We start from the raw sequence: 22,760 nt of genomic DNA on the forward strand, positions 1-22,760 counted from the left end.
TCGACTCCGCTCGTTTGCAGGCCGGCAAGTATGCCGCAGTGCAGCAGCCTTGACGCGCGGGCAATGGTTGCGATGGCAACGTATTCCGCGTTGCCCCATCTACGGCGCGCACGCGCCAGGAGCCAGCGATGTCTTTGCGCGACGCCTTGCGGATCCCCGAGTCCGACATCACCGACGAGGCGGTCTATCGCGACCGCCGTCGCCTGCTCGCCCTGCTGGCCGCGACCCCGGCGCTCAGCCTGGCCGGCTGCGCGGATGCCGAGCCACCGCCGCCCAGCACGGCCCCAGTCACCCCGGCGCAGGCGCGCAGCGGCTTTCGCACCGACGAGCCGCTGACTCGCTACGAGGACATCACCTCGTACAACAACTTCTACGAGTTCGGCACCGGCAAGGCCGATCCCTCGCGCGCGGCCAAGACCCTGCGCACAACGCCCTGGCGCGTGGAGGTGGCCGGCGAATGTGCCAAGCCCGGGCGCATCGCACTGGAGGACCTGCTGCGCGGCATCGCCAGCGAGGAACGCATCTATCGCCTGCGCTGCGTGGAAGGCTGGTCGATGGTGATCCCGTGGACCGGCGTGCCGCTGGCCGCGGTGCTGCGTCGGTTCGAGCCCACCGCCAAAGCCAAGTACGTCGCCTTCACCACGCTGGCCGACCGCGAGCAGATGCCGGGCCTGCGCTTCCGCTCGATCCGCTGGCCATATCGCGAGGGTCTGCGCATCGACGAGGCCATGCACCCGCTCGCGTTCCTGGCCACCGGTCTATACGGCAAGGCCTTGCCGCAGCAGAACGGCGCGCCGCTGCGGCTGGTGGTGCCGTGGAAGTACGGCTTCAAGAGCATCAAGTCGATCGTGCAGATCCGGTTCGTCGAGCGCATGCCCAGCACCGCGTGGAACGACCTGCAGCCGTCGGAGTACGGGTTCTTCAGCAACGTCAATCCGGCGGTCGACCACCCGCGCTGGAGCCAGAAGACCGAACGCCGGATTGCCGGCACCAACCGGCTGCTCGCCAACCGTATCGACACCCGTCCGTTCAACGGCTACGCCGACCAGGTCGCCTCGCTCTACGCCGGCATGGATCTGCGCAAGTGGTATTGAGCCCGGCGCGCGTCCCCAAGCGCCGCGAGACGCCGCCCGGCATCATCGCCGGCAAGGCGATGGTCCACGCGCTGGCGCTCGCGCCGCTGGCCTGGCTGGGCTGGCGCGTGTGGAGCGTGCTCGGGGGCGGCAACATCGATGCGCTCGGCGCCGAGCCAGTGGTGGCGATCGAGCACGAACTGGGCATCGGCGCCCTGCGCCTGCTGCTGATCACGCTGGCGATCACGCCACTCAGGCAGATCTCGGGATGGACCGCACCGCTGCGCTTTCGGCGAATGCTCGGGCTGTACGCCTTCGCCTACGCCAGCCTGCATTTCGCGGCCTGGCTGGCGCTGGACCTGGTCGGCGACCTGTCGCAGGTGGCCACCGAGATCGCGCGCCGGCCCTACATCACCGTGGGCTTTCTGGCATGGCTGCTGCTGGTGCCGCTGGCCGTGACCTCGACGCTCGGCTGGATGCGCCGGCTGGGCCGCAACTGGGGCCGCCTGCACCGCCTGGTCTACGCGATCGCCGCACTGGCGGTGCTGCATTTCTGGTGGATCGTGAAATCCGACTGGCGCGAGCCCGCGCTCTATGCCGGGCTGCTGGCGCTGCTGCTGGGCTGGCGGGTATGGAAGGCGCTGGCGCGGCGACGCGCTGCGGTGCGCTGACGGTCATCCGCAGCCGAAGGCGTCAGCGGCCCGACAGCAAGGCCGCGCGGCGACGTGCGTGTTCGGTCGCGTCGATCGCGCCTTCGCGATGCAGGCGGTCGAGCGCGGCCACCTGCGCCACCAATCCCTCGTCGAGGGCGGGCGGCGGCCTGCGCTGGCTGCGCACGATCGCCCAGACGATGAGGCCGACCACACCGGCGAAGATCGCGACCAGGAACAACAGAATAAGCAGGTGCCAGAGGCTGAAGGCAAACATATTGATCGCTCCTCGAAAAAACGCGTGCCGGCTCAACCGGCCCCGAACAGGAATAGCGCGCCGAGCGCCGCGGCCAGCAGCACCGCCGCGAGCAGCAGCCAGGGCAACCGTAGGCGCCCGGCCGCCGGAACATCGAACGGATCGGGCCCATCGTCGAATTCGTCCGCCGGGCCATGGCCGAAGGTGACCACGCCGCCGCGGGCCGGCGCTTCGACGACGAAGCGATGGTGGGCATCGAACACGATCTGATCGCCGGGCTGCAGCAGCGCATCGCGCACGGTCTGGCCATTGACCACACTGCCCTCCGCCGAGCCCAAGTCGATCAGCCGCACCCGCTCGCCTACTCGCTCCAGGCGCGCATGGCGATCGGCGAAGCCCGGATCGTCGATGCGGATGTCGGCATCGGACTGGCGACCGATCAGGCGCGCGCGGTCGAGCGTGAAGCAGCGCCCGTGATAACGACCGCCCAGACCGCGCAGCACCAGGCGCGGATCGGGGTCAGCCCCATCGCCCTGCGGCGCGTCCGCCGCCGACGGCGGCGCGGGCGGCTGCTCGGGAAGCAGGCGCAGCTCGTGGCCGGCGACGAAGATCGCATCGCCGGCGCGCAGCATCGCCACGCGCTGGATGCGCCGCCCGTTGACATGCACGCCGCCAGCCTCCTCGCCCACCGTCAGCCAGACGCCGCGGCGATCGACGCACACGCGCACGCAGGCCGCGTCGGTCGTCACGGGGCCGAGTCCGGCGCCGTCGGCGCGCAGACCCAGCCCGAGCTCGCCCGCATCGAGAGGCAGATCATCGGTCGAGGAGCCGGGAAATCGCAGCTTGAGCGCAGTCATGCGGCGGAAATCTAGCACGAGCGGCGGCGCGCGCCGCATCCCTCACTTGGTCGATGCGCCGCGGCACCGCAGAATGTGCGCCCAACCCAGGCAGAGCGACCGACATGTCCGGTATCGACATCACCCATCCCCACTCCCTGCCGCAGGCGCAGGCGCGCAGCGCCGTCGAAGACGTCGCGCGGACCCTGGCCGAGCGTTTCGACATGAAGTACACGTGGAGCGGCGACACGCTCAACTTCAACCGCTCCGGCGTCGATGGCGCGATCGCCCTGCTGCCCGACAGCCTGCACGTGACCGCCAAGCTGGGCTTCCTGCTCGCGGCGATGCGCGGCCCAATCGAGGCCGAGATCCGCCGCGTGCTGTCGGAGCGATTCTGAGCGCACCGACGGCGCCGGCCACACGCCTGCACGTACAGCTTGTCGGCGCATCGATTCGACCGTAGAATGCGCGTCCCGATCGCACCGGCGGCCTTGCGACCCCGGCGATGCGGACACCGGAGCGGCGACGTTCCCAAGTCCGGGCGACAGTGTTTCGGGCGGTTAGCTCAGCGGTAGAGCATTGCCTTCACACGGCAAGGGTCGCAGGTTCGAACCCTGCACCGCCCACCACTTTAAAGCCCTGTTTTTACAGGGCTTTTTTTTGCCGGCGCCGTTCACAGCCATGCTCACCGCTGACGCTAACAGCATCTCAACTGCATTGGTGTTGGTCACTTCTACCCTCGGCTGCGCATCTTTTCTGACTGTCATGCGCCACGCTGCGCGCATCGCTGACCACGCCAGCAACGTGCGACGTCCCACCGGAGTCATTCGCGCGCATGAGCCACCGCCGGAAGCGTGGCTACTGGCGACCGGGATTGACTCCGTTGGCATCGCATCTTGATTGCTCCAATTTCCGTGGCAGACTGAGTAGAACAGCGCGCGTCAGAGACGAAGCCATGCAGGAAGCAAGGTCAACTGTCACCGGCCTGACTACTACGGCTTGGGATTTCTCGCGCCTCCCTCCTGTCACCATCTCTGCCCAACGGCGTTCTTTCACCTGTCTCGGGTGCGGTGGGCCTGCGCACTTCAGGAAAGCGAGTAGTAACGGACATGACGCCTGCTTTGCCGGGCGACCGCACGCACCCGACTGCGAATTGGCGGTTCGTGGCGAGGGGCCGTGGGGGCCGGAGGGCGACGACGTGGTCCAGCGCTGGGAGGCTGACCGTCAGAGAATCAAATTGGCGCTTGCGAATGATGCTGACGAGCCAGGTGAAGGAGGTGACGGTGCTGCGCGCGAGCAACGGGGCGGAAATAGGCACATCGGCGGTGGCGCACCTGTCGGAACCACCGTTCAACGAGGCCCTAAGCGATTGCTGAACTTACTGGTTGTATCCCGCGCGTTTCGCACAAGCACCGTCGAAATTGTGCTGCCAGATGGGAGCGTTTCGCCCGCCAATAGGTTTTTTGTCAACTTTGACAGTGCTACCCCGGAACTACATGCGCACAACTATCATGGCTTTTGGGGAATTCCCGTCGCTTCATCAACGTGGCGGCGTGATGGATCAAAGTATCTCAACACTTTTGCTGGTCGCGACGGCGATAAAATCGCTCTCAACATTGGGCAGAACCTGATTCCTGCAGTATGCGCACGCTTTCGAGTTCCAAACATCTCCAACTTAGTCGGCAAGTACCTTCTTGCGTTCGGCACCCCGTACGTTACGAACGGGGGGCAATTCACTCTTTATGTGCGAAGCGCAGCGCACATGGCGGTTCTTGATCCAGAAGGCATCGCTGGAACACCAGCATGAGTGCATATTTTCAGAGCTTGCTAGATAGCTCTGACACCTTCCACAACGCTTTGCGATTGGTGCTACAGGGCAATCAAGAACGAGCGACTCCGATTAGCGCGCGTACCAACTCTGCATTCTCGTACGGGCGCATTTCTTTAGAGCATGGCTCAGCTTTCCAGCATCTTCTTTCAATAGACAATCCAACGTCAGCCTTAGCTCTTGTGCGATTACAGTACGAAGCCGTCTTGCGAGGCACTTGAATTTTCTACGCTGCCACCGACCCATGGGTCAGGAAGCTCGCATCTCCACCCGCACGCGGCTCAGGCTGGGAACCAGTACATTTCCCAAGAGTTTTCGAGATGCTCAATGACCTGGCTGCGTCCTCTGCGGAGCCCGCCCTACCCAAGTCGCTCTTAGCATTGAAAGAGAAGGCGTGGAATGCTCTGAACTCGTATACGCACGGCGGTCTTCGTCTGATTATTAGGTCGCTTGAAGGCTTTGAAGAAGAGTTGTTGGCGTGGATGCTAAGGACGACAAATTCGCTTTCCTATATTGCCGCACAATTGATTGCACATGTTGCGAACGATCCAGCGAGAAGTATTAATTTTCTAGATGTGTGCCAAGCTCTACCTAACTGTATGCATCCTAGAGAAGTTGACATTCAAACCCGCACCGCCTAAATACAGTTTCAAGACTCCACAAGAAGCTCCGCAATTGCTGCCGCTTTTTAAGGCGAGGCACCAGTGGCTAATTCCCGATCGTCAGAATCACCCGACCGTCTGCACCGGTTGTTAGCTGATGCTCACGCCTCCGCGTGGCGGTGATTATTATGGAGCGGGCTGCGCTGTCGCTGTTGGCGATGGTGCTCGCAGCGCTGGTGGCAGCTTCCTTCTTCCCAGTCTCGCCTTTGCGCGCATGCTGAGACGGCAGCAGATGCTTGGTGCATGCGCACGCACTGCGATAGGCAAGCCTTCAAGATTCATCACGTCCACTAGGAACACTTTTGTGCCCGCGTAGTTCTTACGCGGTATCGCGAGCGTAACGGCCTTGGTACCACTCAGCGCGTTGTCGGCGCGCGTCCACCGCTCATGCCCATAGCGGCCGACGCGGCCATCGTCTACACCAGAGCAAAGCGAAAGAGAAGCTAAGCGCTGGCTTCTTGCTCTCTCCTGAAACAAGATGAAAATTTACATGCCTATCATTCAGTGGTGACGCAGTGCAAAGGTCGAACCGAGTCAATCGAGAGTTCTACGGAGTGTTCCAAGTTCCTGCAGAGGGCGCCGCGGCTGGGCACCTAGTTATCAGGAAAGAACATACAGAGCTGAAACTAGACAGCAAGGCACAAGCCATTGCTCAAGAGGATGCGATCATTTTTGGAACGACAGGCGACGGGCACAAGATTACGTGCATTGACTGCGTTTCTCTTGGAACTAGTACTAAGTTAGCTGGAAGCGCCACCGGCAAGCCCACGGCCTTCCATCAAAGGCGCTTCTTCCCGCACTACGTGACAATCGGAAGTGACCACATCAATGTCAGCACGAACTGCATACGAGAGATCCGCTTCAGCACCACAGACCTTTCATCGCTGTTCGAGGATCACCACGCCTTCGGCATCGTTACGGATGCGAAAGACCTCATAGGATCAATCCTCAAAGATCGTCCTCAGCATGCAGACATACCCGTTGGCGACTGGCCTCAGGTCGCGTACTTTACTGGGAACATGATCGTCATCGAGCTAGAAACAGCGCTGGGCCAGGTCTGCATCCGCAACCACCCTCGCATATCGATGGGCGGGGCCGAAGGTGCTTCTATCACAAACAAGGTGCGGCTCCATCTGAAGCCCAAGTTCCCTATAGCGTTTGAGGCAGCTGTTGATCATATCGCCACCCTCGCCCGTCTGCTGTCTGTGCTTGCTGGCCGGCCTCAAGCTGTCAAAGGACTTCGGCTCTTTTTATCCGGTAAGCGAGAACCTATCGATAGAGGATTGAAGGTCTACTGGAGCCACTCGCCTAAGCGCGGGAAACCACGCTACACAAGAAGCGCTCCACACATTGCGGACGTTCCTTTGGATCCGATTAGAAGAAAGGAGGAGTTCGTTGTTTCGGTGCAACGATGGCTAAATCTGGATGAGAAACGCCATCAAGCCCGGCTGCGTCACGAGGGCTGTACTAAGAAGGGCGGGCGCTACTCTTATGATCGCATCGTCGCAGCTGCTAACATGTTCGATCTCCTGCCAAAGGAATCATACCCCGCCTCTACCGAACATCTTCGAGAGAAGATCTTGGCGCGCGCAGACGTTATCCACGAAGCGCTTCGAGAAGGCTCGCTACCAAACCTCAGCGACGCTGTTCACGCTGCAGTGTCGTGCAGAAATCATCTAGTACATGGGCCCAAGAAATCGTTCGACTATGGCCCCATAGAACCACACCTGTCGTTTTTGACTGATTGCCTTGAGTTCATTTTCGAAGCCTCAGATCTCATTGACTGTGGTTGGGACGCCCACTCATGGCACGCCCGACATAAAGGCGCGGGGCACCGTCTTGCCAGCTTCATCTGGTCATATGACCAACAGATCGCAAAGCTCATGCAGATCGAAGGGATCCGCAGGTAGAAGTGATTCATTAGCTAGATCTATCCCGCATGTCGCAGCGCGGGCATGCATATGCTGGGGCGAAGGTACGCAGGCGTCCATCGATCGCAGCGCAACGGCATCGTGCACCCGCCTGCGCGCCGGACGCCCTAAGAGGCCCCCGCGTAGAATGCCCGCAACGGCGCCGCGGGCGCCTTGTGCGAAGTGGGTGTGCGCTTGACCGATCGTCTTCCTCCCTGGCTGCATGACTGGCTCGACATCGTCGTGCCGGGCGGCCAGATCCTGCTGATCCTGCTCGCGGCCTGGCTGCTGCGGCTGCTTGGGCGACGCCTGCTCGACCGCGTCGGACGCCGCTACACATTGCCGCCCGAGGCGGTGGTCGGCGCACGCCGGGTGATGACCTTCCTGATCTACGCCGCTGCGCTGCTGATGGCGCTCGAGCGCCTGGGCGTGTCGGGCACGGTGCTGTGGACCGCGTTCACCGGCTTTGCGGCAGTGGGCGCGGTGGCGTTCTTCGCCGCATGGAGCGTGCTGTCGAACATCTTCTGCACGATGTTGATCCTGACCACGCGGCCGTTCCGGCTCTACGACCATGTCGAGCTGCTGGAGAACGGCGAGAAGCCGGGCCTGCGCGGCCAGGTGGTGGATATCAACTTGGTCTACACGACCTTGCGTGAGACCGACGACGGCGACGGCGCGGGCACCGTGCTGCAGGTGCCCAACAGCCTGTTCTTCCAGCGTGCGCTGCGGCGCTGGCGCGGCGGTGCGCTGCCCGAACCCAAGGGCGCGGGCGCCAAGCGGGGCGATCCGCTCGACGTGTGACCCGGCGCGCCAGACGCAAACCGCGAAAACCGGGGTCAGAGTGCAATTCCGCGAGATGAAATTGCACTCTGACCCCGGTTTCCGCCCCTCGTGCCGGGTGTCAGCCGACGACGGCCGACACGACGATCTCGATCCGCCAGCCCGGATCGGCCAGCCGCGCCTCGACCGTTGCGCGCGACGGCGCCTGGCCAGCGACCACCCAGCGATCCCACTCGGCGTTCATGCCGGCGAAGTCGCCGATGTCGGCCAGGTAGATCTGCGCTTGGAGGATCCGGGTCTTGTCGCTGCCGGCCTGCGCCAGCAGCGTGTCGATCGCTTCGAGCACCTCGCGGGTCTGGATGCCGATATCGGCGCCGGGGGTTTCGGGCACTTGCCCTGCGCAATAGACGATGCAGTTGTGGATGCTGGCCTCGGACATGCGCGGGCCGGCGTCGATGCGCTGGATCATGGAGCGTTCCTGACGTGAAGGCCGCCCACGGTAGCGATCGCAGGCGGCCGGCCGCAAGTTCGGACCATCGGCCGACACGCTCAGCGCAACTGGCTGTCCTTGCTGCCGCGGCGGTTGTACCCGGCCGATGCCCGGTCCTCGTCGTGTTGGGCCTGGCAGTTGACGCACAGCCGCACGCCGGGCACGGCGACGCGACGCGCCTCGGGGATCGACGCGTCGCATTCCTCGCAATGGGTCAGGCCTGGGCCGCGACGCAGTTGGCTGCGCGCACGCTCGATCGCGTCCTTGACGGTCGCATCGATCTGGTCCTGGACCGCACCGTCACCTGCCCACCCGGTCGCCATGGCCGACTCCTGCTGTTGGCAATGCCTGCCAAAGCAGCCTAGCAATGCGCGTGTGGCTGGGGGATGAGTGGCGCCGGCCGGCATAATGGCGCGATGTCCGATGCGTCCCGCTCCCCTGCCCCCTCCCGCCTGGCGATCATCGGCGGCGGCCCGGCGGGGCTGTTCGCCGCAGAAGTCGCCCGCGCCGCAGGCGTTGAGGTCGATCTGTTCGATGCCAAGGGTTCAGTGGGGCGCAAATTCCTGATCGCCGGCAAGGGCGGGTTGAACCTGACCCATTCCGAGCCGCGGCCGGCCTTCGACGCACGCTATGGCACGCGAGCGGACGCGATCGGGCGCTGGCTCGACACCTTCGATGCACAGGCGCTGCGCGATTGGGCGAAGGCACGCGGCGTGCCGACCTTCGTCGGCAGTTCCGGCCGGGTGTTTCCGGAGGATCTCAAGGCCGCGCCGTTGTTGCGTGGCTGGATCCGGCAACTGCGCGAGGACGGCGTGCGCTTCCATGTCCAGCATCGCTGGACCGGCTGGGATGCCGATGACCGCCTGACCTTCACAACGCCGCAGGGGCTGCATACGCATGCGGCCGGCGCGGTGCTGCTGGCCCTGGGCGGCGGCAGTTGGCCCGAACTCGGCTCCGATGGCACCTGGCAGCCGTTGCTCGCCGCGCGCGGTATCGAGGTCGCGCCGCTGGTGCCGGCCAATTGCGGCTTCGACATCGGCTGGAGCGCGCACCTGGCGCAGCGCCATGCCGGCGCGCCGCTCAAGCCGGTGGTCCTGCACTGGGGCGCGGCCGACGGCGCGCCCCAGGCGCTGCAGGGCGAGTGCGTGCTCACGGCGACCGGTATCGAAGGCAGCGCGATCTACGCGATTTCGGGCGAGCTGCGCGACACGATCGCGCGCGACGGCCATGCCGTGCTCGAGCTCGATCTCGCGCCGGGGCGTGACGCCGCGCGTCTGCAGCGCGATCTTGAGCGCCCGCGCGGGCGCCGCAGCATCGGCGAGCACCTGCGCCGGGCCACCGGCCTGGATGCCGCCAAGACCGCGCTGCTGTTCGAGCGGCTCGATCGCGATGCACTGGACGACGCCGCGCGTGTGGCGGCGGCGATCAAGCGACTGCCGCTGCGCCTGCGCGCACCGCGCCCGCTGGCCGAGGCCATCTCCAGTGCCGGCGGGGTCCGCTTCGAGGCGCTCGACGAGGCGCTGATGCTGCGCGCATTGCCGGGCACCTTCGTCGCCGGCGAGATGATCGACTGGGAAGCACCGACCGGCGGCTACCTGCTCACCGCCTGCTTCGCCAGCGGCCGGCGCGCCGCGCAGGGCGCGCTGGACTGGCTGCAGCGCGCGCGCTGATCGCGCGGTCCGCTCAGTCGACGCCGGTTTCGCGTTCGGCGGCCGCCGGTCGCCCGTAGAGGAACCCCTGGCCGTATTGGCACCCCAACCCAACGAGCAGATCGCGCTGCTGCCCGGTCTCGATGCCTTCGGCGATCGTGTCGATGCCCAAGGTCGCCGCCAGCGCCAGGATCGCGCGCACCAGCGCCAGGCTTTCGGCATGCATTTCCCCGCCCAGCCCGAGCACGAAACTCTGGTCGATCTTCAGCGCCTGGATCGGGAAGCGGTGCAGATACGACAGCGCCGAGAAGCCGGTGCCGAAGTCGTCGAGCAGCGCCAGCACGCCATGACTGCGCAGCACATTGAGCATGCGCAGCGCACGCGGCGCATCGTCGAGCAGCGCGACCTCCGTGATCTCGATCCGCAGCCGGCGCGGATCGGCGCCCGCCTCGTCGATCAGCCGCAACAGCCGCTCGACAAAGTCCTCGGAGCGAAAGTGCCGTGGCGAGACGTTGATCGAGATATAGCCGGTCCCGGCATCGGTCGCCATGCGCCGGAACACATGGCGATACATCAGCCAGTCGACCTGCTCGATCAGCCCGCTGTCCTCGCCGACGCCGATGAACTCGGCCGGCGACAGCAGGCCGTGCACCTCGTGCCGCCAGCGCAGCAAGGCCTCGTATCCCACCACTGCGCCATCGGCCAGACGCACGATCGGTTGGAAGTGTGGCTCGAACGCATCCTGCAGGATCGCCCGGCGCAGGTCGGCCTCCAGGTCCAGCAGGCGCATGGCCTCGGCCCGCATCGCCTCGTCGAAGCGCTCACTGCGATCGCGCCCGCAGGCCTTGGCCCGATACATCGCCGCGTCCGCATCGCGCAGCACGCCGTCGCCGTCCACGTACTCGGGATGGGACATCGCGATGCCGATGCTCGCCGACGGGAACAACTCACGCCCGGCCACCCACACCGGTTTGGCCAGGGCCGCCAGCAGCGCGCTTGCCCGCCGGTCGGCGACCTCCGGATCGTCGACGCCACCGAGCAGGATCGCGAACTCGTCGCCGCCCAGCCGGGCCGCGAGGTCGTCGGGGCCCAGCCAGGCGGTGATGCGCTGGGCGATTTCCACCAGCATCGCGTCGCCGGCCGCGTGGCCGACGCTGTCGTTGACCAGCTTGAAGCGGTCCAGATCGAGGAACAGCACCGCGAACGCCGCCCGTCCGCCCTCGCGCAGCGGCGACAGCGCAGCATCGAGACGTTCGAGCAGTTGGACACGATTGGGTAACCCGGTCAGCGGGTCGTGGCGCGCCTGATGGACCAGACGCTGCTGAGCGCGGATGCGCTCGCTGATCTGTGCGCGCAACTCGCGGTTGGCGCGCTCCAATTCGCGAGTGCGCGCCTCGACACGGAACTCCAGTTCGGTGTGCGCGGCCTTGAGTTGTTCCTGGGCCCGCTTGCGGTCCATCGCGCTGTCGATGTGATGGGCCACGAACGTCAGCAGTGCCTGGTCGTTGGGCGAGAACGTAATCTGCGGATCGTAGCTCTGCACCGCGATCACCCCGACCGGCCGGCCATCGCGGCCCAGCGGCACGCCCAGCCAGCATTGCGCGTGACTGCCGTGACTGCGCAGCGCCCCCGCCGCCTCCAGCCGTCTGATGTCCTCGTGCATGGCCAGCAACGGCGCGCCGGTCGCGATCACGTACTCGGTCAAGCCGTCGCCGCGAGGCCGGGCCCGGCGGATCGCATCGCGCTCATCGATCGAGTACGGGAACTCGAGCCGGGAGCCGTCGGGGCTGAGCATGGCGATATAGAAATTGCGCGCGTACAGCAGTTCGCCGACGATCGCATGCAGGTCCGCGTAGAAGCGCTCCAGGCTGCCGGGCGCGGCCGACAGCTCGCTGATCCGGTACAGTGCACGCTGCAACGTCCCGGCGCGCTCGCGCTCGACGATCTGCGCCTGCAGCCCGCGGTTGGCGGTCTGCAGTTCCTGCGTGCGCGAGGCGACCCGACGCTCGAGCTCGGCCTGGGCGCGCTTGCGATCGAGCGCAGTGAGGATGTGCTGGGCGACGAACTCCAGGAGCGCCCGGTCCTCGTCGCGGTAGCGGTTGGGCTGGTCGTAGCTCTGCACCACGAGCGCGCCGCAGATGCGCCCGTCGCGGCGCAGCGGTACGCCGAGCCAGTCGGCGCTGTCGGGGCCGTGCAGGGTATCGCTGTCCGGGAGGCCATACTGCGCGCGCAGGACGGCCGACGGCCCCAGCATGGGCTGTCCCTCGCGCAGCAACACCGTGGTCAGGCTGTCGGGCATCTGCGCGATGGACAACTCGCGCTGCGGATCGGCCTGCCAGGGATCGCGTTCGTCGACGAAGTACAAAAAGCGCAGCGTCTCGCGCAAGTCGTCGTAGAGCACGATGTAGAAGTTCTCGGCCGTGGTCAGCCGGCCGACGACGGCATGGATGCGCGCCAGCACCTCGTCCATGTCCAGCGTGGAACTGGCCAGTTCGGCGATCTCGTAAAGCGCCTGCTGCAACCGTTCGGCCCGGCGCATCGATTCGAACCGGCGCTCGGCGCGTGCCAGGGCCAGCACCCCGGCCACGCCGTGCACGGCCGCGGGCAACCAGGCTGCGGCGGCGGCGTCATCGCCTGCGGCGACCTCGATCGCGATCGCGAGCCGGTCATCGTCGTGCACCATCGCGCGGGCGCGGCGCCGCAACCCCGCCGGCGCCGTCGTGTCGCCCTCGGCGCCTGCGCGCAGGGTCGCGTCCGCCAGCGCAGCCAGGCCGCTGGGCGCCTGGTCGGAGATCAGCACACCGGTGCCCGACGCGTGGGAGGCCCACGTCACCGCGACGGCCGCACCCGCAGGCGCCGTCGCGATGACGGCGCGCAGTGGCGCTTCGGCGTCGTCGGCGGCAACGGCCGCGTTCATGCGATGGCAGGCAGGCACGGTGCTCGACGATTTGGATCCCGCGGCAGCATACCCAAAAGCGCGTCGACTGCCGCGGACGCAACCCCGTTGGCCGCGTCCGCGCGTTGTCCAGGGCATGTCCGCCCTCGCCCGCCCCCGCCGCACGGCTCGTGCGGGCTTCACGCCCGGCGCCGCGCCACGTACTCTGCGACGCATGTACGATGTCGCCAGCCAGCAGGAGCCCCCCGGCGACGACGCCCTGATGCTGGCATGGACCGCGGGCGACGTCGCCGCGTTCGAGACGCTCTATCGGCGCCATCGCGACAAGCTCTATCGCTTCCTGGTGCGTCAGGTGCGCAACCCCGCGCTCGCCGAGGAGATCTTCCAGGATGTCTGGCAGCGGGTCATCGCGGCGCGTGAGGGCTGGCGACCCGATGCGCTGTTCGCGACCTGGCTCTACCGCATCGCCCACAATCGGCTGACCGACCACTGGCGCGCGGCGCAGCATCGCCCGCCGCCCCCCGAAGATGCCGAGCTGCGGACCGCACGCATCGTCGATCCGGACGATCCGGAGCGGCAGCTCTCGCAGTTCGAGCAGCGGCGCGGTCTGCAGCTTGCGCTCGATGCGCTGCCCGACGAGCAGCGCGAAGTCGTGCTGCTGCGGCTCGAACACGAGCTCACGCTCGAAGAGATCGGCCGGATCACCGGTGTGGGCCGCGAGACGGTGAAATCGCGGCTGCGCTATGCGATGGACAAACTGCGCGCGACGTTGACCTCATGAACAGCCCCGACCGCGAACCGCTGACGCCCGAGGAGCAGTGGCTGGCCGACCGTCTGGCCTCGGGCCAGGCCGCGCCGTCCCCGGCGGTCGATGCCGCGATTCTCGCGGCCGCGCGCGACGCGGCGCAGGACGCGGCCGGGCCGGCGCAGGCCGTGGCGTCCCAGGCGCCCGCACGGGCGGCTCAGCGCCGACGTCGCCGCTGGCCGGTGGCGTTCGGTGCCGCAGCCTCACTGGCGGTCGCGGTCGGCGTCGCCTGGCAACTGCGGCCGGTGCCCGAAGCGCCGCATGCGGCCTGGGCCGAGCGCGCGGACGCCGTGCAGGAGGCCGCGCCGGCAGCGGCCCACGACGCACCGGCCCCTGCCGTGGCACAGGTGCCGGCCCGGATGCACGAGCCCGAGGCGGTCCCCGCCCAGGACGCCCCACAGCCGAAGGCCTCGCCCCCCGTCGAGGCGCCCGCCGCCATCGCCCGCGAGGCGGAGCCCCCCATCGCGGCACTGCCGCCGCCGGACGCGCGCCAGGCCGCGGGCTGGGGCCCGACGCGCGGCGCCGAATCCGCGGCCACGGCCTACGGCAACCGCGTGACGACCACCGAGCCGGCATCGATGCAACGCGATGCGGCCGCCGAAGCCGACCTGGCATCGGTGGCCCGGCCCATGGCCGCGCGGGCCCAACCCCAGGCGATGGCGATCATCGAAGACCTGCCCGAGGACGACGCGCCGCCGGCATCGGCCGACGCGCCGGAAGTCCGCGAGGCCTGGCTGGCGCGCGTGCGCGAGTTGCTCGATGCCGGCGACATCGGCGCCGCCCGTGCCAGCCTGGCCGAGTTCCACCGTCGCCATCCGCAGGCCGAGCTGCCGCCCGACCTGCGCGCCCTGCTGGACTGAGATCGCGATGCCGCTCGACACCCTGGCCGCGAGCGCCAGTCACGTCCTCGAGGTCAAGCACAGCCGCTTCGTCGCCCATGCCGCGCCGATCACCGGCGCCGACGATGCGGCGGCGTTCCTGCAGCAGGTGGCCGTGCCCGATGCCACCCACAACTGCTGGGCCTGGCGGCTGGGCGACCAGTACCGCTCCAGCGACGATGGCGAGCCGGCCGGCACTGCCGGGCGGCCGATCCTGGCCGCGATCGACGGCCAGGGATTCGACCGAGTGGCGGTGGTCGTCGTGCGCTGGTTCGGCGGGATCAAGCTCGGTGCCGGCGGCCTGGTCCGCGCCTACGGCGGCTGCGCGGCCGAGTGCCTGCGCACCGCGGCCCGCATGCCGCTGATCGACACCTGCGTTCTGCAGGTGCGTGCACCGTTCGATACCCTGGGCACGTTGCACGCCGCACTGCCGGCGGCCGACGCACACAAGCTCGACGAGCGTTTCGATGCCGACGGCGCGCTGTTGCGCATCGAATTGCCGCTCGACCGCGTCGCCGACTTGAAAACCCGGCTGCGCGATGCCACCCGAAACCGTATCCGCATCGACGACAATGCCTGATGGCCTTCCGATCCCGCTCCACCGTGGCTGAGCCCGGCAAACCGAAGGTGCGCATCGGTGCACTGAAAACCTTGTGGCCGTTCGTCATGCGCCAGCGCGGCCTGTTCGTCGCCTGGCTGATCGCACTGGCGGCCTCGTCGCTGGCGACGCTGAGTCTGCCGCTGGCGGTGCGACGCATGATCGACCACGGCTTCACCGGCGGCGATCAGATCGACACCGCGTTCGCGCTGCTGCTGGTCGTCGCGGTCGCGCTGGCATTGGCGACCGCAGCGCGGTTCTTCTTCGTCTCGCTGCTGGGCGAGCGCGTCGTCGCCGACCTGCGCAACCGCTTCTACGGGCACCTGCTGGACCTGGACCAGGCGTTCTTCGAGCAGAACCGCAGTGGCGACCTGGTCTCGCGCCTGAGCGCGGACACCGAACTGCTGCGCTCGGTCGTCGGCACGACCATGTCGGTCGCGTTGCGCAGTGTGGTGATGGTGCTCGGTAGCCTGACGATGCTGGTGGTCACCAGTCCGCGCCTTGCGGCCTACACGCTGGTGGGCATTCCGCTGTTCGTGCTGCCGCTGGTGCTGGGCGGGCGCAAGCTGGAGAAGGTCTCGCGGCAGAGCCAGGATCGCATCGCGGATGCGAACGCGCTGGCCAACGAGACGCTGGGCGCGATCCGCACCGTGCAGGCGCATGCGCGCGAACCCTACGAGCGCGGCCGTTTCGGTGATGCCGTGCGCACCTCGGTCGCGACCGCGCGCCGGCGCATCGGGTTGCAGGCGATCATCACCGCGATCGCGATCACGCTGATCTTCGGTGCGGTCACCGTGGTGTTGTGGTCGGGCGCGCACGATGTGGTCGCCGGACGGATGAGCGCCGGCACGCTGGGCCAGTTCGTGCTCTACGCGCTGTTCGGCGCCGGCTCGGTCGGTGCGCTGGCCGAGGTCTGGAACGACCTGCAGCGCGCCGCCGGCGGCATGGGCCGGATCTCCGAACTGCTCGACGAATCGCCGTCGATCCGGGCACCGGCCACGCCCGCCGCGATCGTCCAGCCGGCGCGCGGCGCGTTGCGTTTCGACGGGGTCACCTTCCATTACCCGAGCCGCCCCGACACCCCGGCGCTCGATGGCTTCACGCTGCACGTTGCGCCCGGCGAAACGGTGGCGCTCGTAGGTCCTTCCGGCGCGGGCAAGAGCACGGTGCTGTCGCTGCTGCTGCGCTTCCACGACCCGGAGACCGGCGCGTTGTCGATCGACGGCGCGGACCTGCGCACGCTCGATCCCGCGGCACTGCGCGAGCTGATCGCGATGGTCCCGCAGCACCCGACGATCTTCGCCGCCAGTGCCCGCGACAACATCCGCTACGGCCGGCTCGACGCGACCGACGCCGAGGTCGAGGCCGCGGCGCGCGCGGCCGAGGCGCACGAGTTCATCGTCGACCTGCCCGAAGGCTACGACGCCCAGCTCGGCGAACGCGGCGCGCGCCTGTCGGGCGGCCAGCAGCAGCGGATCGCGATCGCCCGCGCGCTGCTGCGCGACGCACCGATCCTGCTGCTCGACGAAGCGACCTCGGCGCTCGACGCGCAAAGCGAGCATGCGGTGCAGCACGCGCTCGCCCGCCTGATGCAGGGCCGCACCACGCTGGTCATCGCGCATCGGCTGGCGACGATCCTCAAGGCCGATCGCATCGTCGTGCTCGACCGTGGGCGGATCGTCGCCCAGGGCACGCACGCCGAACTGCTGGCCCAGGGCGGCCTCTACGCGGAACTGGCCAAACTGCAGTTCATCGACTGAGGCTGCGCGGCGACTGTGCCCGGCCCGCGGGGCCGCGCACTCGTGCCCCCGGCGGCGGCACCGACGCCCAGCCCCCGGACCGCGTGATCGACCGCCAGTTGCAGCATCGCCGGCGCGATGTAGGCCATGTGCACGTGCCGGATCGTCGCCAGGTAGAAGCGCCCGAACCAGTTGCGCGTGCGCACACGCGTCGCCATCGCGCAGCGCAGGCCACCGCCGGGCAACGCCTCGACGCGAATGCAGGTGCGGAACGCGAGGTGCCGGTCGTCGGCACCGAGCACGACCTCCACGCAGTCGCCATCGGTGGATGCGCGTTCGGCCAGCACCGGGAAACGCCCGGCGAAGCGGCCCGGCGCCTCGTCCGACAGCAGCGACGACGCCGGGCAGCCCAGCGGCGAGGTCCGCAGGCCGAACGGACGCACGAGCATGTTGCGAAACGCCATCAGCTGCGTCACACCGGACGGCGGATTGGCGTCGAATCCTTCGAGCAGCGCGGCCATCGCCGTCGCCGGCCGCGCGTCGGCGCACTCCCCAGCCTCCAGGCAGACCGCCACCGCGTCCTCGTGCCCGGCGCCCGGCAGCTGCGCCTGCAGCAGCGAACCGGGCGGCGGGACGATTCGGTCGACCTGGCGGCGGCCGACGTTTTCGGTTCGGAACCCGCTGGCGCGCCGCGCCGGCAGCCGCCGACGCAGGCGTCCCGTCCAAGCCCGGACCCCGGCGCACACACGCGCCGCCAGCGACGTCGGCGGCACGTGCAGCGACAACGAGGTCGTCGCAATACGCGCCGGCGCGCGCAACGCCGCGTCGAGCAGCGCCTGCACCGCCGGCGGCAGCAGTTCGGTCAGCGAGGGAATATCGGCGGCGTTGTCGAGCACGCGCCGGCGCACGTCGGCCGGCAGTTCGCCCGACAGTTCATCGGGATGGCAGGACAGCGCGAACAGCGCCGGGTGCGGCAGCGCCGGACTGCGCGAGACGAACTGGTGCCAGGTGCCGCCGCCGAAGCGCACGGTGAACAGGCAGTCCGGCGGAATGTCGACCAGATGCAACGCACGCACGAACGCGGCCGGATCGGCGTCGAGCTGCGCCTGCGATGCGGTCGAGAACCGCAGTTGCGCGCCGGCGCTGCCCGAGACCGCGGTGAACATGCGGTTGCCGGCGTGACGGTGGAAGGGATGGCCGCCCGGGCCGACGCTGAAGGTGTAGAGCGAGGACGGATCGCCGCGCGCCAGATCCATCGCGCCGATCCGCGACGAGGGTTCGTCGTGCGCGTCGACGAAGCCTGGATGCCCGCGCTGGCGCCGGGCGGCATCGGCGATCAGCGGATCGCCCTGGCCGGGTGCCAATTGCGCGATCAGCGTGACCTCGACCGGCAGGCCGCCGCTATGCGACGGCAGGTGGACGCCGGGAAACGTCTCGGAAACCTCGGTCGTATGCAGCATCGTCAGGTTCCTGTCGGATAGATGCGTCAGTCCGCGGCCTTGCGGCGCTCGCGCTTGAGCGGACGCGCCACCGGGCACAGCTCCGACGCCCAGGCGAAGACGGTGTTGGCCAGGCGCTCGGGCACGAGCCTGAAATGCACGAACTGGCCACGTTTCTCGCGGGCGATCAGTCCGGCCTGCTCAAGGATGCGCAGATGCCCCGACAGCGCGGGCTTGCTGAAGTCGAACCGCTCGGCGATCTCGCCGGCGGTCAGCTCGCCAGCGTGGAGGTAGGCAAGGATTTGTCGGCGCGGCGTCGAGGCCAGTGCTTCGAAGACACGGTCCATAGCGACCCAATCAGTTAACGAATTACTTAATTAATGAACCAATCGACGACCGTCGTCAACCCTGGGGGATGCCCCAGGGCCACCTGCCCGCGGTCGTGCCCCACCCTGGCATGGCCGGGGACACCATGAGACGCGCGAGCACCAGCGCCACGTCCCATTTGATCTTGCCGGGTCAGTCCGGCAGCACGCGCGCCAGCGGCGCGTCGAGATCGATTCCGCGCTCGAGCGTGCCGAGCGCCAGCGCATGGGCGCTGGCCAGCCGGCTGGCGCAGAATGCCGGGGCGACGGGACTGTTCGCGCGCAGCAACACCGCTCCCTGCAGGACCAGCGCGGTCGCCTCGACCAGCCGCCGTGCCTGCGGTTCGGCGTCCTGCGGGGCACGCGCCGCGTCGGCGAGCTGGTCGGCAAGACGGTCTGCCGCAGCGTCGAACGCCGCATCCGTGCCGCGTGCGGCCTCGATCTGCGCCTGCAGCGCCGCCATGACCTTGGGTTCGCGTGCGAGCGCGCGCAGCACGTCCAGGCATTGCAGGTTGCCGCTGCCCTCCCAGATCGAGTTCAGCGGTGCCTGCCGGTACAGGCGCGGCAGGATCGATTCCTCGATGTAGCCCGCACCACCGAGGCATTCCTGCGCCTCGTTGACGAACGCCGGCGCGCGTCGGCACAGCCAGTACTTGCCGATCGCTGTGGCCACACGCGCGAAGGCCGCCTGCGCCGGGTCGCGCGGCGCAGCATCGACTGCGCCGGCCACACGCAGCGCCAGGGCGACCGCCGCCTCGGCTTCGATCGCAAGATCGGCGAGCACGTTGCGCATCAGCGGCTGCTCGGCGAGCGCGCGGCCGAACGCACGCCGGTGGCGGGCGTGATGCAGCGCCTGGGCGAGCGCCATGCGCATCTGCGCGGCGGCGGCGAGCATGCAATCGAGCCGGGTCAGCATCACCATTTCCAGGATCGTCGCCACGCCGCGGCCCTCCTCGCCGACCCGCAGCGCCCAGGCGCGATGGAACTCGATCTCGGCCGAGGCGTTGCTCCAATCGCCGAGCTTGTCCTTAAGCCGCATCAGCCGGAAGTCGTTGCGCTCGCCGCCCGGCAGGCGTCTGGGCATGAGGAAGCAGCTCGGCCCGGCGCCGGCCTGCGCCAGCACCAGAAAGCCGTCGGACATCGGCGCCGAGAAGAACCACTTGTGGCCGCGCAGCGTATACGCCCCCTCGTCGCTCGTCGGGGTCGCCCGCGTGGTGTTGCTGCGCACATCGCTGCCGCCCTGCTTCTCGGTCATGCCCATGCCGAGCGTGACGCCGGCCTTGTCCTCGACCGGCACATCGCGGGCGTCGTAGCGCATCGTCGCGACCTTGTCGGCCCAGGCGCGCAGGCGTGGCTCGCGACGCAGCACCGGGACCGCGGCGTGGGTCATCGTCAGCGGGCAACTGGTGCCTGCATCGGCCTGGTGATGCAGATACGCCAGCGCCGCGCGCGCCACGTGCGCGCCGGGCACCGATTGCGCCCACGACAGGCCGGCGACGCCATGACCGATCGCGGCCTCCATCAGCTGGTGGTAGGCGGGGTGGAACTCGACGCGGTCGATGCGGTGACCGAAACGGTCGTGCGTGCGCAGCCGCGGCCGATCGCGGTTGGCGTCGAAGCCTGCTGCGTAGAGCGCATCGCCGGCGAGGACGCCATATCCCGCCAGTCGATCGGCGAAAGCGTCGCCACCTTCGCGGGCCACGGCCTCGCGCAGCGCGACATCGTCGTGCCAGAGGTCGCGCGGCGCGAACTCCGGCGGCTGGTTGTCGACCTCGTGGGTGGCGTCTGTGGCCATGGCGCGCGTCTCCATCCTCGGACCTGCGCCGATTCTCGCCCATGCCAGGCGCGCCGGTCAGGCCATCGACGACCCGACCGCAGCCCCGTCGAACGCGTCAACCGGCGCCTGCAAGGCTTCGACGAAGTCTGGCGCCAACGCAAGCGCGCCGAAGGCGCCGCGCTGGGTGCCGCTGAGCACGCGCAGCATGTGCCCGCGTCCACCGGGCATCCGCCCCATCGGCAGGAACGCCACATCGCGCGCCCGCGCGATGAGATCGCGGTCGGACTGGAAGATCGGGGTCAGCCACCGGCTCCAGAATTGGTAGATCCCGACGTGCCGCGCGCGCAGTTGCTGGTAGACCGGCAGTGCGTCGGCGGGGGCGTGCGAGCGCAACGCGTCGCGCAGCGCCTCGGCATCGAGCAGCGCCATGTTCACGCCCTGCCCCAGCTGCGGGCTCATCGCATGCGCCGCGTCGCCGAGCAGCACCCAGCGGCCACGATGCCAGCGTCGTAGCACGACGTCGCGATAGCTCGCGCGCGCCAGTTGGGCATGCGTCGTGGTCGCGTCGAGCAAGGCCGCCGCCTCGGGCCAGATGGCGGCGACCTCGTCGTGCCAACGATCGAGCGCGGTCGCCTGCCAATCGTCGAATCCGGCGATCGGCAGGCTCCAGAAGAAGCTCAACCGCGGCTCGGGATCGCCGGGCCGCCCGCCGACCGGCAGCAGGCCGACCATCCGACGCGCGGCGACATAGCGCTGGCGCAACGCGTTGGCGAATGGCCAGTCGCGTGCGGCCAGCAGGCACCACAGCGCACCCCACGGATAGACCCGATCGTGGCGCACACCGCCGATCAGGGCACGCAGCCGGGACGCCGCGCCGTCGGCGACGACGACCAGGTCGAACGGCCCATGGCGCTGCCCGGTCGCGTCGACCAGCCAGCGGTCGTCGGCCTCGTCCGGGCCGGCGACCGTAACGCCGGGATGCAATGCGGTGCGCTCGCCCCAGGCCTGGTCGAGCAGTTCGAACAGCGCGCCGCGCTGCATGCCCAGGCCGTACAGGCGCGGGTCGAGCCCGGCGTAGCGGATGTCCATGACCGCGCGGCCGCAGGGCGTTTCGCCAAACAGGCGATCCACGCGTGCACCATGGCCGAGCACCTGCGGCAACAGGCCCATGCGCCAGAGCACCTGCAGGCCGCTGGGCTGCAGCAGGAAGCCGGCACCCACCGGCCCGGGCGCCGGCGCGCGCTCGTAGACCTCGACCCGGTGGCCGTCGCGCGCGAGCAGCACAGCAGACGCCTGGCCGGCGGTGCCGTAGCCGACGATGGCGATGCGCAGTGGTCGGCGCGGGGATACGGACATCACGGTCATGACACGACTGGGGCGATCGCGGCGCGACAGCATACGACCGATGGGCTCACAGACCACGCGCCACTTGTCTGCCTTTCGCGCGAGCGCACACGAAGTACTTGTCTTAAAAGTCGAAGGCGCGCTTGACTTCGGATGGACAACGGCCTGCCGGCCGGAAGCCGCTCTTCCCTCGGCAAGGCCGCTTCGCGGTCCGGCCACGCGAAGCACGCGTGGCGTTCGCATAGATGCGCGGCAGTGCCGCGCACGCCATCCATGCTCACCCTGCCTTGACTCGGGCGCGCGCCGTCCCTGGCGCGCTCGACGCGGCCACCGACCGTCAGTCCGCTGCTGCGGACATTGGCAACCCGACTTCGGTTGGATACGGAGTCGCCTGCTTGAAGAAGGCGCGCGCTGTCGGCCTCAGTGCGTCGTGCTGGTCGGGGATTGCGATAGCGGGCCAGGGATGGCCCGCGGCGGCGAGTCAGCCATGGGTGAGTGCGGGCTGCTCGCGCGGCATGCCGCGCAGCCCACACGAACGCCCGGCGCGCTTCGCCGGGCCGGACCGCGGAGCGGGCTGACCGAGCCGGGGAGCAGTCCCCGGCCGGCGTGACGCGCGCCGGAGAAGGCGGCCTGATAAAGCGAGCAGACGCAAGCTCCCCCGACTTCAAAAAAAGGGTTCTTCGCAGATTAGCGGGGAGTCCTTTGCCAGCCACCGTTACGCTTGATGCCTGATTCCAGGGCGCAAGGGTGAGGGGATGTTCGACCGGAAGACGATCAAGAGGCTG

General features: G+C 68.3%; 21 protein-coding genes and 1 tRNA gene. 13 read left to right on the forward strand and 9 right to left on the reverse strand.

Going from position 1 to position 22,760, the window contains the following annotated elements:
• Nucleotides 1–128 precede the first annotated feature (128 nt).
• On the forward strand, nucleotides 129–1,094 hold the full coding sequence (msrP, locus tag ABE487_RS15570; protein WP_346452591.1) for a protein-methionine-sulfoxide reductase catalytic subunit MsrP: 966 nt from the start codon (nucleotides 129–131) through the stop codon (nucleotides 1,092–1,094).
• 59 nt (nucleotides 1,095–1,153) lie between these two features.
• Nucleotides 1,154–1,744, forward strand: a complete 591-nt coding sequence (locus ABE487_RS15575) for a protein-methionine-sulfoxide reductase heme-binding subunit MsrQ (RefSeq protein WP_346452604.1) — start codon at nucleotides 1,154–1,156, stop codon at nucleotides 1,742–1,744.
• Nucleotides 1,745–1,766: 22 nt separating this feature from the next.
• Here ABE487_RS15575 and ABE487_RS15580 read toward each other — a convergent pair whose 3' ends face one another.
• Both ABE487_RS15580 and ABE487_RS15585 read right to left on the reverse strand, forming a co-directional pair.
• Nucleotides 1,767–2,000 (reverse strand): hypothetical protein, encoded by a 234-nt coding sequence (locus ABE487_RS15580; protein WP_346452592.1) that lies wholly within the window; start codon nucleotides 1,998–2,000, stop codon nucleotides 1,767–1,769.
• A gap of 32 nt (nucleotides 2,001–2,032) precedes the next feature.
• Complete coding sequence (locus ABE487_RS15585; protein WP_346452593.1) at nucleotides 2,033–2,836, reverse strand: FHA domain-containing protein; 804 nt, start codon at nucleotides 2,834–2,836, stop codon at nucleotides 2,033–2,035.
• 104 nt (nucleotides 2,837–2,940) lie between these two features.
• Between ABE487_RS15585 and ABE487_RS15590 the strand changes: the two genes are divergently transcribed.
• The 6 genes from ABE487_RS15590 to ABE487_RS15615 all read left to right on the forward strand — a co-directional run bounded on the left by ABE487_RS15590 (nucleotide 2,941) and on the right by ABE487_RS15615 (nucleotide 8,016).
• Nucleotides 2,941–3,213: a polyhydroxyalkanoic acid system family protein gene (locus tag ABE487_RS15590; RefSeq protein WP_346445517.1), complete on the forward strand. Its 273-nt coding sequence runs from the start codon at nucleotides 2,941–2,943 to the stop codon at nucleotides 3,211–3,213.
• A gap of 156 nt (nucleotides 3,214–3,369) precedes the next feature.
• A tRNA-Val gene (locus ABE487_RS15595) sits at nucleotides 3,370–3,444 on the forward strand.
• Nucleotides 3,445–4,013: 569 nt separating this feature from the next.
• A complete protein-coding gene (locus ABE487_RS15600) occupies nucleotides 4,014–4,622 on the forward strand; it encodes a hypothetical protein (protein WP_346452594.1) in 609 nt (202 codons plus the stop codon).
• Nucleotides 4,623–4,963: 341 nt separating this feature from the next.
• Nucleotides 4,964–5,284, forward strand: a complete 321-nt coding sequence (locus tag ABE487_RS15605; RefSeq protein ID WP_346452595.1) for a hypothetical protein — start codon at nucleotides 4,964–4,966, stop codon at nucleotides 5,282–5,284.
• Nucleotides 5,285–5,859: 575 nt separating this feature from the next.
• A complete protein-coding gene (locus ABE487_RS15610; RefSeq protein ID WP_346452596.1) occupies nucleotides 5,860–7,215 on the forward strand; it encodes a HEPN domain-containing protein in 1,356 nt (451 codons plus the stop codon).
• Between the two features lie 183 nt (nucleotides 7,216–7,398).
• Nucleotides 7,399–8,016: a mechanosensitive ion channel family protein gene (locus ABE487_RS15615; RefSeq protein WP_346452605.1), complete on the forward strand. Its 618-nt coding sequence runs from the start codon at nucleotides 7,399–7,401 to the stop codon at nucleotides 8,014–8,016.
• A gap of 100 nt (nucleotides 8,017–8,116) precedes the next feature.
• Here ABE487_RS15615 and ABE487_RS15620 read toward each other — a convergent pair whose 3' ends face one another.
• Nucleotides 8,117–8,464, reverse strand: a complete 348-nt coding sequence (locus ABE487_RS15620; protein WP_346452597.1) for a RidA family protein — start codon at nucleotides 8,462–8,464, stop codon at nucleotides 8,117–8,119.
• A gap of 80 nt (nucleotides 8,465–8,544) precedes the next feature.
• Nucleotides 8,545–8,808, reverse strand: a complete 264-nt coding sequence (locus ABE487_RS15625; RefSeq protein ID WP_346449500.1) for a DksA/TraR family C4-type zinc finger protein — start codon at nucleotides 8,806–8,808, stop codon at nucleotides 8,545–8,547.
• Between the two features lie 93 nt (nucleotides 8,809–8,901).
• Here ABE487_RS15625 and ABE487_RS15630 point away from each other — a divergent pair, with 93 nt between their 5' ends.
• Nucleotides 8,902–10,155 carry a TIGR03862 family flavoprotein gene (locus tag ABE487_RS15630; RefSeq protein WP_346452598.1) on the forward strand — a complete coding sequence of 418 codons (1,254 nt, stop codon included), beginning with the start codon at nucleotides 8,902–8,904 and terminating at the stop codon, nucleotides 10,153–10,155.
• A 13-nt stretch (nucleotides 10,156–10,168) separates the two neighbouring features.
• Here ABE487_RS15630 and ABE487_RS15635 read toward each other — a convergent pair whose 3' ends face one another.
• Entirely contained in the window at nucleotides 10,169–13,051 is a 2,883-nt protein-coding gene (locus ABE487_RS15635; RefSeq protein ID WP_346449497.1) for an EAL domain-containing protein, read from the reverse strand.
• Between the two features lie 193 nt (nucleotides 13,052–13,244).
• On the opposite strand from ABE487_RS15635, the gene ABE487_RS15640 reads away from it, so the two are divergent.
• The 4 genes from ABE487_RS15640 to ABE487_RS15655 are packed head-to-tail and all read left to right on the forward strand — an operon-like array spanning nucleotide 13,245 to nucleotide 17,071.
• The gene (locus tag ABE487_RS15640; protein ID WP_346445511.1) at nucleotides 13,245–13,811 is read left to right on the forward strand and encodes an RNA polymerase sigma factor; all 567 of its coding nucleotides are present in this window, start codon (nucleotides 13,245–13,247) and stop codon (nucleotides 13,809–13,811) included.
• Nucleotides 13,808–14,695 (forward strand): hypothetical protein, encoded by an 888-nt coding sequence (locus ABE487_RS15645; RefSeq protein ID WP_346452599.1) that lies wholly within the window; start codon nucleotides 13,808–13,810, stop codon nucleotides 14,693–14,695. Before ABE487_RS15640 ends, ABE487_RS15645 begins: the two co-directional genes overlap by 4 nt.
• A gap of 7 nt (nucleotides 14,696–14,702) precedes the next feature.
• Nucleotides 14,703–15,293 (forward strand): YigZ family protein, encoded by a 591-nt coding sequence (locus ABE487_RS15650; protein ID WP_346445509.1) that lies wholly within the window; start codon nucleotides 14,703–14,705, stop codon nucleotides 15,291–15,293.
• A 23-nt stretch (nucleotides 15,294–15,316) separates the two neighbouring features.
• Nucleotides 15,317–17,071, forward strand: a complete 1,755-nt coding sequence (locus ABE487_RS15655) for an ABC transporter transmembrane domain-containing protein (RefSeq protein WP_346452916.1) — start codon at nucleotides 15,317–15,319, stop codon at nucleotides 17,069–17,071.
• Here ABE487_RS15655 and ABE487_RS15660 read toward each other — a convergent pair.
• From ABE487_RS15660 to ABE487_RS15675, 4 genes are all read right to left on the reverse strand, one after another.
• Entirely contained in the window at nucleotides 17,035–18,510 is a 1,476-nt protein-coding gene (locus tag ABE487_RS15660) for a DUF2867 domain-containing protein (protein WP_346452600.1), read from the reverse strand. The genes ABE487_RS15655 and ABE487_RS15660 overlap by 37 nt on opposite strands.
• A 26-nt stretch (nucleotides 18,511–18,536) precedes the next feature.
• Nucleotides 18,537–18,836 (reverse strand): metalloregulator ArsR/SmtB family transcription factor, encoded by a 300-nt coding sequence (locus ABE487_RS15665; RefSeq protein WP_337245790.1) that lies wholly within the window; start codon nucleotides 18,834–18,836, stop codon nucleotides 18,537–18,539.
• 172 nt (nucleotides 18,837–19,008) lie between these two features.
• A complete protein-coding gene (locus ABE487_RS15670) occupies nucleotides 19,009–20,649 on the reverse strand; it encodes an acyl-CoA dehydrogenase family protein (protein ID WP_346452601.1) in 1,641 nt (546 codons plus the stop codon).
• Between the two features lie 57 nt (nucleotides 20,650–20,706).
• Entirely contained in the window at nucleotides 20,707–21,987 is a 1,281-nt protein-coding gene (locus ABE487_RS15675) for an NAD(P)/FAD-dependent oxidoreductase (protein ID WP_346452602.1), read from the reverse strand.
• Nucleotides 21,988–22,760 lie beyond the last annotated feature (773 nt).

This window comes from Luteimonas sp. TWI596 (assembly GCF_039674105.1).
GTDB lineage: Bacteria > Pseudomonadota > Gammaproteobacteria > Xanthomonadales > Xanthomonadaceae > Luteimonas.

Coding starts and splice junctions, on each gene's coding strand:
- ABE487_RS15660 (WP_346452600.1), bottom strand. CDS start 18,510: ATGCTGCATACGACCGAGGTTTCCGAGACGTTTCCCGGCGTCCACCTG.
- ABE487_RS15665 (WP_337245790.1), bottom strand. CDS start 18,836: ATGGACCGTGTCTTCGAAGCACTGGCCTCGACGCCGCGCCGACAAATC.
- ABE487_RS15625 (WP_346449500.1), bottom strand. CDS start 8,808: ATGGCGACCGGGTGGGCAGGTGACGGTGCGGTCCAGGACCAGATCGAT.
- ABE487_RS15585 (WP_346452593.1), bottom strand. CDS start 2,836: ATGACTGCGCTCAAGCTGCGATTTCCCGGCTCCTCGACCGATGATCTG.
- ABE487_RS15590 (WP_346445517.1), top strand. CDS start 2,941: ATGTCCGGTATCGACATCACCCATCCCCACTCCCTGCCGCAGGCGCAG.
- ABE487_RS15575 (WP_346452604.1), top strand. CDS start 1,154: ATGGTCCACGCGCTGGCGCTCGCGCCGCTGGCCTGGCTGGGCTGGCGC.
- ABE487_RS15620 (WP_346452597.1), bottom strand. CDS start 8,464: ATGATCCAGCGCATCGACGCCGGCCCGCGCATGTCCGAGGCCAGCATC.
- ABE487_RS15670 (WP_346452601.1), bottom strand. CDS start 20,649: ATGGCCACAGACGCCACCCACGAGGTCGACAACCAGCCGCCGGAGTTC.
- ABE487_RS15635 (WP_346449497.1), bottom strand. CDS start 13,051: ATGAACGCGGCCGTTGCCGCCGACGACGCCGAAGCGCCACTGCGCGCC.
- ABE487_RS15650 (WP_346445509.1), top strand. CDS start 14,703: ATGCCGCTCGACACCCTGGCCGCGAGCGCCAGTCACGTCCTCGAGGTC.
- ABE487_RS15630 (WP_346452598.1), top strand. CDS start 8,902: ATGTCCGATGCGTCCCGCTCCCCTGCCCCCTCCCGCCTGGCGATCATC.
- ABE487_RS15640 (WP_346445511.1), top strand. CDS start 13,245: ATGTACGATGTCGCCAGCCAGCAGGAGCCCCCCGGCGACGACGCCCTG.
- ABE487_RS15605 (WP_346452595.1), top strand. CDS start 4,964: ATGCTCAATGACCTGGCTGCGTCCTCTGCGGAGCCCGCCCTACCCAAG.
- ABE487_RS15675 (WP_346452602.1), bottom strand. CDS start 21,987: ATGTCCGTATCCCCGCGCCGACCACTGCGCATCGCCATCGTCGGCTAC.
- ABE487_RS15645 (WP_346452599.1), top strand. CDS start 13,808: ATGAACAGCCCCGACCGCGAACCGCTGACGCCCGAGGAGCAGTGGCTG.
- msrP (WP_346452591.1), top strand. CDS start 129: ATGTCTTTGCGCGACGCCTTGCGGATCCCCGAGTCCGACATCACCGAC.
- ABE487_RS15580 (WP_346452592.1), bottom strand. CDS start 2,000: ATGTTTGCCTTCAGCCTCTGGCACCTGCTTATTCTGTTGTTCCTGGTC.